Here is a 12,495-nt window from a genome sequence, read left to right on the forward strand (position 1 = left end):
ATACTACAAAAATTGATGCAAGCCAAATTTAACTTACAATAAACATCACAATCGCCGCTATAAAAAGAAATCCCGAAAATAATCCTAAAAATGAACACCCGATGGAAATAAACACTCCGGCAAGAAAACCTGAGGCTTTTTTTGCGACCTTAGCCGCCTCTGCCGCTTTTTCCGAAACATCAAGCATTCCTTTTCCTCCGCCCCCTCCGGCTTTGGCAATTTTTTTCTCTTCTTTTTTAGCTTTCTTTTCCATCGCTTCTCCGGCCATAATAGTTGCCTGCGAGGCCATTGAAGAAAAAATTCCGATAATGACGATAACAATGCCGATTAATAAAAGCGGCAAACCAAAAATCAAACCGATTATGGATATTCCGGCTCCCGCGCCAAAAGAAATAAGAATTCCGCCAATCCGCCGCAAAAGAAAAGACGCCCCTTTCCCTACCTCTCCGGCCTTTTGAATCCCTTGCCCGATTTTTTTCTCCGCCGCGGCTTGAGCTTTTTTGCCTGAGAGCGATGCCTGCGCCACCTGTTCATCTTCGGGCGATTCTAACGTTTCCGGCTCTTCGTCCAGCTCCTCCTCCGGCGCTTCTTCATCCGGCTGATTCGACGAAGCAACTTGCGCCTGGCGCAGTTCATTTTGAAAATCTTGTTCTTCGAAATTTGCCATGGGAAAGGGATAAGTAAAAATTGTCTGCGATGATTTCCGCAAACTTTGAATTATTTTATTATAACACAAAAACTCCCGATTTGGGAGGTTAACATTCCTTGACAAAACCTTGAAAATAAGGTATATTAAAAGGTGTTTTAAAGCTTGGGCGAAAGGGCGTAAATAGCGCTTTTTCGCTTGGGCTGTATAGCCCCAGACACGGAATGAGCCGTGTTTGAAACAAAAAAATCCGCCGAAGAGGCGGGAAAGAAGAATCCGCCAGAGGCGGAGGAGGGATTGACAATGAAGAAGTTCTGGATGGTGACGATGATCGCGATCCTGTTCGGTCTCACGACGACCGGCTGCCCGGACGGTGACGACGACTACGACACGGATGCGGACATGGACTCCGACAGCGATGCCGGCTCCGACGCGGACGCCGAGACCGACACGGCCGAGGACGGCACGACGGACGAGACCGCCGACTGCCCGAGCGTGGCTGGCGAGTGGGCGTTGACATACCACAGTGATGCGACGGGTTTCGATGAGCACTACATCCTCACGCTCGAACAGAGCGGCTGCTCCTTGAGTGGCTACGACGATGATGGCGGTGCGTTCTCCGGCACCGTCAACGAAGACGGCTCTCTCTCTGGCGCGATTACGGTGGTACCCGTACACTGACTGGCAATCTCGTGAGTCCTCCTCGACTGGAGGGAAACTGGACTTCTACGGGGGGTGGATACGGCCAATGGTGGGCCGATCGCCAGTAATGCCAAAGCCCCGCAAACTGCAAAGTGCAGAATGCGGGGCGTTTTTTTATCTGAAAATATTTTATTATTTCGGCACAACTATGACACGGCCAGCGAAGGATGTCCAGTGCGGTTGGACATCACCGATGTCACAATCACTCAGATAACACCCTCTTCCCGTCCCCGTACAATCTCCATTACACCACCCCCAGTTGTCAGTAAGCTGAACTCTTGGTTTGAAGACGCAGCAGGAGCCGTTGCCGGCAATAGCGCCATCTACGTTTTCAGGGCAAACTGCGGCGAAACAGTTGGAGTCTGAATCAGAAACACAGGCGCGGACAGTACTCGCGGCGTTAGAAGGGCATTTATAAGTATGGGTAAAGTAGAAATAATCATCAGTGCAGGCACGATCTTCGGAATGGGCAAAATCTGAGTTATCACAGGCATCTTTGCCAAGATGGTTTTTGTAGCGAGCGTTTCTTGTTCCGGCGATATCGCTATCATCATTCCAGTCGACTTGAACGGATCTGATCGGACCGGTATCTTTATCGGCCGTGCCGAAGAATTGCATGGTGGCGACGTATTGGCCGCCGTAACTAACGACATTTTTAGGTTCTGTAGCACCGGATGCGGTAAAGCCAAAGCCGGAGATAAAAATTTTCCCTCGCCCCTTGGGGGAGAGGGTTAGGGTGAGGGGTTCCGTAAGACGACCGTTATCTTTTTGGGATATAATGATATATAATGAAGAAAAGGGATACTTTCATAACTCCCCTTAATCCCCTCTTACCTTAAGAGGGGAAACGTCAACGGGTCTTGACAAAACCTTGAAAATATAGTATATTAAAAGGTGTTTTAAAGCTTGGACGAAAGGGCGTAAATAACGCTTTTTCGCTTGGGCTTTATAGCCCCAGACACGGAATGAGCCGTGTTTGAAAACAAGGGTGTTATTCCCTGAGCGACGCGCAAGCGGAGTCGAAGGGAGGCCTTCGACAAGCTCAGGCCATAACTGGAGGAAAGTCATGACGAAGTTCTGGATGGTGGCGATGATCACGATCCTGTTCGGTCTCACGACCGGCTGCCCCGACGGGGACGACGACTACGACGCGGAAATGGACGCCGACAGCGATGCCGGCTCCGACGCGGACGCGGACGCCGATCCCGACACGGCCGAGGACGGCACGACGGACGAGAGCACGGCCTGCCCGAACATCGCCGGCGACTGGGCGCTGACGTACCGGAACGACTTGGGTTACGAAGGATACTACACCCTCACGCTCGAGCAGGACGGATGTCTTGTGATTGGGTTGGATGACCTTTGCGAGTACTCCGGCACCATTTCGGAGAGTGGCTACGTTTCACTTTTCCGAGATTGTGCTGCTTCCGATCGTACGATCACCGGCAACTTCACCCAGACCCCCCCCCGCATGGAAGGATTGTGGGATGAATCGGAGGGAACTTCCCACGGCACATGGTGGGCTGATCCCCAGTGAACCGAAACCGGCGACGCGAACTTGAACACCTGTTCAGGTTTGCGTCGCCGGATTTTTTTTCTTTTCGTAAATTTTTTTCTATTACCTGGGTACTACAATGACCTTGCCGGAAAAATATGTCCAATGATTTATACCCGATTCTCCTTCCCGCTCTGGAGAGCACTCTGAATCATAACACCCATTCACTCTTCCAGTACAACTCCCATTACACCAACCCCAGTTGTCAGTAAGCTGCACTCTTGGTTTGAAGACGCAGCAGGAACCATTGCCGGGGATAGCGCCATCTACGTTTTCAGGGCAAACCGCGGCGAAACAATTGGAGTCTGAATCAGAAACACAGGCGCGGACAGTGCTCGCGGCGTTAGAAGGACAGTTATAAATATTTGTAAAGTAGAAATGGTCTTCAGTGCAAGCGCCGGTTGAATGGGCAAAGTCTCTATTATCACAACCTTCCCGGCCAAGATGGTTTTTGTAGCGGCCAGTGGTGGTGCTTGAAGTGCCCGGACCGGCGTTCCAGTCTACAACCACCTTGGTGATAGGACCCGCGTTTTTATCGGCTGTACCGAAGAACTGCATAACAGCGTAAAGCTCTCCGCCATAGCCGACGACGTTTACTGGTTCGCTGGCGCCGGACGGAGTTAAACCCGTGCCGTCTATCCCGTTTACGGAAATCCCTTGAATTAAATTAGGCCCTTCCTCCATTAAAGGTTTGCACTTGTCGCCCTGGCAGTCGGTGATGGGCCAAATTTGTGGCGGAGAGGGCCACGCAGTTACACCAGCCGGTAACGCTCCGCTCTTTGAAGTATCTGTAATATCGGCTGGCGGAACATCGGAGCCTGAATAAACGGCCGTTAAACTATCCCACGTAAATAATCCGTAACGTTTGGCGAAAAGCTGCCTGATTCTTTCGTGTGCCGCTCGGCTTGTTTCTTTTTCAACGCTGCCAGCCGGCTCGCTCCCCGCCTGGACACAAACGCCGCTAATACAATCAAAATTACGGCACTCTTCATGAGTGGTACACTGACGCGGCAAAGCCGTTCCTCCAATTGTTTTACACTCGCCAATTGGCGCTGAAGGGCTATAACCGGCAATAAAATTACATTCTCTTACCAAATCACCAGTAAAATCTGAATCAGCTAAAGGCGTGCTTGCCTGACAATAACCTCTGCCCGTGCTTCCACCAAAGACGCATGGACCCATGGCTCCGCATTCTGCGTCATCAGCACACGATTTATGACACTGGACATTGCCGCAAATCCAATTACGCGTGCAATCTTCCGCCACCCTGCATGACGTTCCTCCTGCTGCCGGAGAACGATAGACGGAAGTGTAAGACCTATCTTCATTTGGCACAGTCAAACCAACACCTTCTTCCGGATACTTTGTAAAGCCAGACGCCGGGCAACTTAAATCAGGATTTGTTAAACTAATTGTCAAATTATCTGTATCCTTTCGGCAAGTAGGAATAGTTAAGAAATCATTTAACGGGTCGCTGCTGGACGCGCCAAAAGGTCGGGGCTCTACATCATAAAAATAGCCAAGCAAAGATTGATACGGATCGGCGACCACTGGGTGTCCGCCATCTTGCCAGATCCTGTCAGTCCACGCCTTATTTGCGTCTCTATCACTCGTGCCCGCGACTTGATAAAAAACCTTGCAACCAATGAACGGGTCTGAATGACTGGCGTATTTGCGGTATCCGGCCCCCTCTTCAACGCCGCCTTCTCGGCGACAATCTTTAAACTGATCAAAAGTCTCGCGTAAATTATCAACATAATAAACTTCTAAACCATTGCTATTTATGCGATCTGCAGCGCGAGTTAAATTACAGCTTGAATCATCTGGCCGCTTTGAATTTTTTGGCACGCAACGATACGGACAATCATTATCTCCTATATCTTCTTCACACCATCCTTCGTATTCGCAATGAGTTATTAAAGCAAAATCATTTACCGGATCACATTGTGTTATGTTTTTAGCGCAAGCTCCTAGAGCTTCGCCTCGTTCAGCATGGCAATAGCAATCTTCTCCTCCGACACAACCGCTATATCCTCCTAATTCCGCACATTCACGATCATCTTCACTATCAAAACCAACCGGACTTAAATTTCTAAAAACACCGGCCTCTAAACAATAATATTTATTTCCCAACGGGAACCCTGCTGTTTCATAATTATTATATAAATCTGGCATGCCGGGAATTTGATCCATTGGATACCAAGTAAGACAGGCCAACTGATCCGGCTTCCCGTTAATTGAAGTTGATGTATCGCGTTCTAAACAAAATCCACTCCAGCCAAGAACAACATCTATTTTTTCAGCGGAATAACATTTGCCATCGCCCAGGCACTCACTATCATCGGCACAAGTTTTACCCGGCTCTTTTCCGCCTACACAAATACTTGGCAAAGAAACGTTATCTTTATCAAAATATTTTGTTAACGCGCCACTACCATAGCTCGCTTTCTTGTATGAACATTCACAATCTTCCCCATTTTCGCAAATATTCGCGCCGCTAAACCCGGGTTGTTTACTCAAGGGCGACCAATTCTTTACTACGCTATTTGGAAAAGGAGATGATTGTTCCGGATAAGCGCGGCAGGAAATTTTTTCCGCGTTTTCCTCGGTCATCGCCAGAAGCGCGCCTGGCGCGAATGGATCACCGCGAAAATTAGTTATACAAATATTGTTGAAGCATTTACCATTATCACCGCATCGTGAACCATTTGTCTCGCTAGCGCAAAATCCCGGAGGATGCGTGGCACAAGAAATAACGCTACCAGCGGCGTCAAAACAGCGATCGTCAACAAAACCCAAGGTCTGGACTGGACTTTCTTCTGTGCCAATATTTACCGCGCGCAAATCAAATGCCTGATATTGGTTATAAATTGAATCGCCCGAATAATCCATTCCCTTGAAAGTAACGTCACGAGAAACATACAAATCTTTACTTAAAATCTTGCGCGAGGTTTCCGGCGTAAAATTGGAATCAGTACATTGCGCCGTAGCCTGTCCTACTTTTGCGTATTGTCGGCAAGATGTAACCGTATTGCACAAAACTTTCTGTCGTCCGGTTTGCGGATCAAAAGTTGAAGTCGTGCCAGAGCACGTCAGCCATTCCCCGCAAACGCGATCGCGGCGGACTTGGATAAGAGTGTTAGAGTCGTTCGGGTTAACAGCGATACGTTGTGGCCCGCCAGATGTATAAATAGAAGTTTGCCCCCTGTAAGTTATCCTGCACTCCGGGGCTGGTGAGCCTATCGGACAAGAAATTTGAACAACTCTCTGTCCTCCTAAATCAAAAGTGCTTAAACATCTCCAACCCGACGCGCCAGGCCTTGGTGCCGGATCGCCTGGGCAATCGGCGTCTGTATTGCAAGTGACACCCGAGATTTCATACGTATCCAAACTTGATCCCCTGATTGAGCCATTGACACAAAGCTTACAATTTTGTTTTGTGCAATCAATCGGCGCGACTAACCCGCCCGGATCACCCGTTTTCTTTTCCGAGCTTAAATATGTCGCGTTGGCATTGTAAGTCAACTGCGGATTGCTTGTATCATTAAACAGAGCACAACCAGTTTTTTGCGAAGCCATGCCATTACAGTTCCCTGAACTGATTTTGTCATTCTTAATATAATAATATGCCGCGCCTAGAGGGTCATCTGAAGTATCGGCCGGATCAACAAATTTTGTGCACCGGTCAGCCTGCGGAATACACTCGCCTACCCAACCGGAGTACGGGCAGGATCGTTTGTTATAAGAAACTGTGCAAGTTGTTCCGGTCTTGCCGGTAGCCCCGGCTGTACCAACAGTGCAAGCGCAACCCGCGGTATTCTGGCAAACGTAAGGCAGGCTGCAATTTGCGTCGCCATTTTTCCAAATATTGTAATACCCGCCGCTGAAATTCGCCGGATCGCAAGGTTCAAGCGGATTGCTTCCCTTTTTAAACCATCCGGAAACGTTTTGTCCGCTGACCGTCACATTATCTTTCCATTCACAAAGCCGAACGCCCGGATCTTTAAAATACATTTTTCCGCCGTCGGTCGTGGTGTATTCTTCACAGGACAAAAACCCGACTTGACAGAGAATTCTTCCCGTCGGGGAATTATAAAGCGCCGGATTGGCCAAGAGATTGACGGTATCATACTGCGGTTTGCCGTCATCCCCCACCTTCACGTTTCCGGCGGCGTCCAAGGTCGGCGAACCAAATTCAGCGCAACCTTTATTTTGCGCGGCGCATTTATATTCGTCGTTTACCACGATGTATGCGTAGGAATCCGTCGGAATCGTAACATTGTCGGACAATCTTTCTTCTTCCGAAAGAGCCGGCTCGCTGTCATTTTCCGTATTGAAAGTTTCCGCGGTCGCCGAGGTGTTATTATTAGTTTTTAATAATTTCGCGCAGCCGGCAGCGTCGGGCGAACAAAGCCTTGAAAAAGATTTTAGATAATGCAAACCATTCGCGCGATCATAATAACTTGCGCAGCCAAGCTGGGCTTGTGGCAAAAGCGCGGAAATAATACACTCACTGCGGTCTGAACTCCACGAACCCCCGGCAGTAGCGCAATCTCCTTGATCAGCAATTGAAAAATCAACCGCAAAAGACCGATCACAGGAAGCTGGCGTATTCCATGAATTTTTAACCACGTAAATATACGACTGAATTTCTCTCAAAATAATATTATCAATATAAACTGGGGTTGTTCCGCCCACCGAGGCAATCCGCAAAGTTTCACCTCCGCCGGCAACACTCCAATCAACATAAACCGGACCGAGCGAGAAATATCGCCAGTCAAAAGAAAGATTTGTCGGACTCTTGGTCGCTGAACTAAATTCTTTGCCGGAAGACGTGGCGCCCAAAAATTTAATATCTAATCTGCTATTTCCTTTAGCCCAGAAAGATAAGGTGTAAAGGCCATTCTGTCTAACCGCGGAGCCCAAATTTTTATCTAGTGTTCCCGTAGCGCCAAAGGATAAGGACTTCCCGCCGACAACAAGCGATTCAGAACTTATAACCGGCAAATCTGCTTCGTCCCAGTTGGCTATTGAAGAATCATCAAAATTATCATTTAAAATCACTGCCGTATTTGCTCCGGCATTGCCGCGATAAGCTCGGCAACCAACTGCTTCGTTTGAACAAGTACGAGACTCGGGCAAATAAACATTGTAAGCACACTCACTTTTTACCGCATCCCATCTTCCGCCCGAAGTTCCGCAATCAGCCGTGCTGGAAATTGTTTTGCGGTACGGGTGGCAATCGTCCGTCATGATAATTGTTTTTGAATACAACCTATAATGTTTCAATCCGGCAGAATCGTAAAATTCACGGCAATCAGGATTAATTAAAGAATCTGCCTTGGTGCAAAGACCAACAAATGAAGCGCTGTCGCAAGTTAAACCGTCCGAGAGAAGCGCGGTGCATGGAGGAACTCCGCCACTCGGATCGCTATCCGGGGTCGTGGCTCCGCCCATCTTCAAATTCCAAGTTTTCAATTGATAACCGGTTGTGTCGCTTCCTTCCCAGGTGTAGAAAGCCGCTCCTGTCGCGCCGGGTTTTTCGCAGCGGCGAATCACGCTGAAATTTGCCACGGCTTCGTTTTCCAAACTCGTGAACTGATCGCAGCCAACGTCCGCGGCGTTACAAGTTCTGCCTGTCGTCGGGATAAAATAAACCGGGAATTTATCTTGTTCAAAATCAGTCGCGACTTGTTTAAATGTTTGATAGCCAACGCATTCGGCCGGGCAATAATCATCCGGATAACTGGCTACGCCCGGGACAGACGGGTCGCCGTTTGTCGGACGGAATTCGTCACAACCCACGTCTTTTTCTTCGCAGGCTTTGGCGTAATTTTGGCATTGTTCGGCGTCGTTTGTTTTATTCAAGGCACCGGTTGAAGTGTAGTCATAACAAGAGTAATAATCTGGCGCGGCTTTCAAATAAAGCGCTTCGCCGGTTCTTCCCCAGCCTTCGTGGTATTGCGAAGCAAAAAATCCCTCTTCAAGTTGCACGGCGTCAATCAAACATGGAGCAGATGGGGACATTGAGGCATTGTAAAAAGCGATACTGACTGTTGTCGCCGTATCTCCACTTGGAAATGAATGAGTAACCTGATATCTCTGCCACGACGTTTCCGAAGGTGCTGGAGTATTTCTTGCAGTGATCGTTCCGCCAAAATCAAACGTGCTGGACGCAGCGCAACCTTTGGCATAAAGGGAAAGAGTAAAAGTTCTGCCGCCGCGCTCCTTATCCAATCGAACCGTTTGACCGATGACTCCGCTTGCCTTTATTGCGGTTCGGCCGAAATAGGTGTCCGAAGCAGCTTCCGCGTTTGGATCGCCGTACACCCCCCAAGGAATTGGCCAAGAAGCAAATTCATCTTTAACACCATCACCAGCCGTTCCGGTAAAATTTTCAAAACTGCTGTTACTAACTAAATTTAATTTTGTATCCGACGTTGTCCGTAAAAATTCATTACAACCCGGCTCGTCGCATTGAGTAATATTTTTATTAAAGAAAATTCTGTCTGATCGGCGGGCCGCGGTTCCCGAACCAGTAAGCGTATCTTGCCAGAGCCAGTCGTCCCCGACTTTTGATTGTCGAGTTGAATACCAACGGCAGCCAATGTCATCGGCATTGCAAGGCGGACCATAATCAACCGTGTTTGTGACATAAGAAACATTTTGCCCGTCGCTTCGTTTTAAAAGCTTACAAGTATCGTATTGCGCATCACACTTATCTCCGTCCAGCCGCCAGATATTTTTTTCTCTGGTGCAATAACCCCAGCCGCCTTCGCAATTTCCTTGGTCATCTTCAGCAATACAAGTCGGTGAATCAACACATGTTTCCTGGCGGAAACTGTTTTCCGTGGTTTGAAGCAACGGCCCATAAACCCGCGCGCGGCATTGCTCGGCCGGCGCTTTCAAAATCCAGTCTGGATCAATTAAATGACAATACGGATGCTCAGTATCGGCTTTACCTTCTGGATAAGCCGGATCGGTATAATTACAATCATGAAACCGATCAACTACTTCTTTTAAACTTACGGGTTCGCTGCTTGTTTGACTTTGCGCGGCAATTTCCCAACCAATGGAAATAATTCTCGCCTTTCTTAATTTAACGAGATTGCTATAGCAATAGCCATAAGTGTAACAATTTGGATCCTGATTTTTTGCTGTGTTTGAAGGAGGAAATAGTGGCCACTCGCCGTGCAAATATTCCTGTTTGATCGCCTCGCTAATCGTGAGCGCCTCTCCGGTTTGCGCCTGCCGGACCGCGGCTTCAAATTTTCCATCCATCACGCAATTATTTGTGCCTTTAAATTTTTCAGGACAAACAATAAAATCAGATAAGATATCGTAAGTGCCGCCTTCTTTAATTTGCGGCACAAGCAAATCGGCAAAAGCCAGCTCCGCGGCACGCCGTCCGCCCCAGGCTGTTCCCTCTTTTGAGGTCGCGTCCTCACCCTTCGGAAAAAGATCCGCCAGAGAATACATCCCTTTACTAAAAATATTCTCCATTGTTTTGGAAAGCAGGGTACTTACAAAAGTTGATACCATCACCGAAAGTATTCCCTGTGCCCCAGCCGAGAGCGCCTGGCCAGAAAGACTCCACTTTAATTGTTCCGCGTCAACCGGACCCTCAGTTTGAATTTCCGAAGTTTGGCGAATAACTTCCGCCGGAGTTTTTACTTTTCCGCTGATAAGTTCTGATGAAGGTAAAAAACCTTGCCCTTCTTCTCTGGTTAAGGCTGCCGTATCAGAAGCGCTTCTTTCCGCATTGAATGCTCCGACATACGCGCTCATTGCTAAATCAAGATCCGTGCCTGCTCCGTAACCAATTTGAAACTGCGAAGCTGCTTCCCGTAAAAAATCTTCTGTTTGCACTTCAGCGATAAATGACTCCCAGTTTGAACGAATCGACGACCATTCGCAAGTTGGTGGCGGCAATCCGTCCGCGTATGTTTGGGCTAACTGCAGCTGAAGAGCAAGTCCCAGTCTCGGATTTGGCGGAGCGCAAAAATTAACACCAACCATTTCGCCAAAACTTCCGATAAATTCACCTGCCGCGTCTAAAGCGGCGTTACCTAAATAATCTCCCCAACCTTCAGTGGAAAAAAGCGGCATCTGTCCGCCCCCGCCGGAAGCCAGACTAACAGCCAAATCATACGATAATTTTTGCATGAAGCGCGAGGCGGCGTTAATCAAAGCCATTGTTCCCGCATTCACTACCAGAACTTTCAAAAAATCTTTTATGTTTTTAATTGTTGTTTGGGCGCCAGTTACCGGGTCGGAAACAACCATTTGCGCCTCGGCCGGACGAGCATATAAAAAGACGCCGGAAACAACCTGGGTCAAAATAAAACAAATCAAAACCGCGCTAACAGTCCATTTTTTTACTTTATAATTTCTCTGGATAACAGACATAACTGAAGATGAATTATGAATCAGGAATTATGAATTATGGTTTTTGATTTTTTGATTAAACCGTTAGTAATTTTATTCACCTTAATGGTCTGTTCGGCAATTCTATTAAAATCTGCTCCGGCAATATAACCAATATCTCTGGCCACTAATAATTGATTCTGAATTTCCGTTAAAGAGCCAAGCGCCATTGAATAAAATTGTAATTTTTCTTTGAAGGACTGCCTACTAAATCCTTCGGCAATATTTGATGTAAAAGAAATTCCCGCGCGGCGCAGTTGATTTGTCAAACAAAATAATTCCTCCCTGGGAAATATCTTCGTCAATTTGTAAATGTCCAAAACTAATTTATGTCCTTCTTTCCACGCATCGAGGTCGGTAAAAGATTTTATCTTCCCTGATTCCTGATTCATAATTCCTAATTCCCCTTATTCACCGTCTCTTCAAAAATTTTCATCAAAGTTGCGTCATCAACGCTATTTAAAGTTGCATCGTCAACTCCGGCCTGCCGTAAAAGTTCTCGGAGTTGGGACGGCGTCATCTCGCTAATGTTAACATTTGTTGGCAATGTGGAATTCGTGTTTGTATTGCTTGGTACTACCGCCCCGCCTGATTCGCGGAGGGTTTCGTTATAAAGTTCTAAAAGAGTTTTATCATCAAGTTTATTCAAAGTTGCGTCATCAACTCCGGCCTGCCGCAGGGCGTCGCGCACTTCTTCCGCCGTGGCTGTTCCGGCTAATAATCCTCCCAATTCTTCCTCAACGGGCGGCGTGACTATTGGCTCGGCTTTTGCCGCCCCCTCCTCTCCGGCCTTGGAGCAAATTTTCCCCGCCGGGCAATTCGGATCGTTTCCTGAAGAAATTTCTTCTTTATCAGAAAACCCGTCTGAATCAGAATCGGCTAAATATGAACTCGTTCCATAAATATAGATTTCATCATAATCGGTTAATCCATCTCCATCTGTATCGGTCTCTTTCATGGCGGCCAATTTTTCCGCGTCTGCTTCAAGCTGCGATTTCCATAACCCTATATCTTGGCCGTATCTGGCGAAAGGGGCGCGCAAATATTTGGGATATTGCCAAATTATTCCTAGAACAGCAATCACGCATAAAATCACCAAAATCGTCACCCCAATTTTGATTCGGCGTTCTTTTTCGGGTTCATTTTTTATTCCTTCCATACTTTA

General features: G+C 47.6%; 7 protein-coding genes. 2 read left to right on the forward strand and 5 right to left on the reverse strand.

All coding sequences use genetic code 11. The features are described from left to right. Positions 1–28 precede the first annotated feature (28 nt). Complete coding sequence (locus tag WC445_02665; protein MFA5128850.1) at positions 29–667, reverse strand: hypothetical protein; 639 nt, start codon at positions 665–667, stop codon at positions 29–31. 282 nt (positions 668–949) lie between these two features. Between WC445_02665 and WC445_02670 the strand changes: the two genes are divergently transcribed. Continuing rightward, on the forward strand, positions 950–1,327 hold the full coding sequence (locus tag WC445_02670; protein MFA5128851.1) for a hypothetical protein: 378 nt from the start codon (positions 950–952) through the stop codon (positions 1,325–1,327). Between the two features lie 153 nt (positions 1,328–1,480). Here the strand turns inward: WC445_02670 and WC445_02675 are convergent, their stop codons facing one another. After that, positions 1,481–1,966, reverse strand: a complete 486-nt coding sequence (locus tag WC445_02675; protein MFA5128852.1) for a hypothetical protein — start codon at positions 1,964–1,966, stop codon at positions 1,481–1,483. A gap of 448 nt (positions 1,967–2,414) precedes the next feature. On the opposite strand from WC445_02675, the gene WC445_02680 reads away from it, so the two are divergent. Continuing rightward, positions 2,415–2,885: a hypothetical protein gene (locus WC445_02680; protein ID MFA5128853.1), complete on the forward strand. Its 471-nt coding sequence runs from the start codon at positions 2,415–2,417 to the stop codon at positions 2,883–2,885. An 81-nt stretch (positions 2,886–2,966) separates the two neighbouring features. Here WC445_02680 and WC445_02685 read toward each other — a convergent pair whose 3' ends face one another. Genes WC445_02685 through WC445_02695 form a run of 3 tightly spaced genes read right to left on the reverse strand, consistent with a single transcriptional unit; the run spans position 2,967 to position 12,489 of the window. After that, positions 2,967–11,312, reverse strand: a complete 8,346-nt coding sequence (locus WC445_02685) for a hypothetical protein (protein MFA5128854.1) — start codon at positions 11,310–11,312, stop codon at positions 2,967–2,969. A gap of 20 nt (positions 11,313–11,332) precedes the next feature. Further along, a complete protein-coding gene (locus WC445_02690; GenBank protein MFA5128855.1) occupies positions 11,333–11,722 on the reverse strand; it encodes a four helix bundle protein in 390 nt (129 codons plus the stop codon). Positions 11,723–11,727: 5 nt separating this feature from the next. Further along, positions 11,728–12,489, reverse strand: coding sequence for a hypothetical protein (locus WC445_02695; protein MFA5128856.1), 762 nt, complete (start codon positions 12,487–12,489; stop codon positions 11,728–11,730). Positions 12,490–12,495: the final 6 nt, after the last annotated feature.

This window comes from Patescibacteria group bacterium (assembly GCA_041650995.1).
GTDB lineage: Bacteria > Patescibacteriota > Patescibacteriia > XYB2-FULL-38-15 > XYB2-FULL-38-15 > JAHIRI01.

Excerpts from the sequence above, each read along its gene's own strand:
- WC445_02695 (MFA5128856.1), bottom strand. The coding sequence starts at position 12,489 with ATGGAAGGAATAAAAAATGAACCCGAAAAAGAACGCCGAATCAAAATT.
- WC445_02680 (MFA5128853.1), top strand. The coding sequence starts at position 2,415 with ATGACGAAGTTCTGGATGGTGGCGATGATCACGATCCTGTTCGGTCTC.
- WC445_02690 (MFA5128855.1), bottom strand. The coding sequence starts at position 11,722 with ATGAATCAGGAATCAGGGAAGATAAAATCTTTTACCGACCTCGATGCG.
- WC445_02685 (MFA5128854.1), bottom strand. The coding sequence starts at position 11,312 with ATGTCTGTTATCCAGAGAAATTATAAAGTAAAAAAATGGACTGTTAGC.
- WC445_02665 (MFA5128850.1), bottom strand. The coding sequence starts at position 667 with ATGGCAAATTTCGAAGAACAAGATTTTCAAAATGAACTGCGCCAGGCG.
- WC445_02675 (MFA5128852.1), bottom strand. The coding sequence starts at position 1,966 with ATGCAATTCTTCGGCACGGCCGATAAAGATACCGGTCCGATCAGATCC.
- WC445_02670 (MFA5128851.1), top strand. The coding sequence starts at position 950 with ATGAAGAAGTTCTGGATGGTGACGATGATCGCGATCCTGTTCGGTCTC.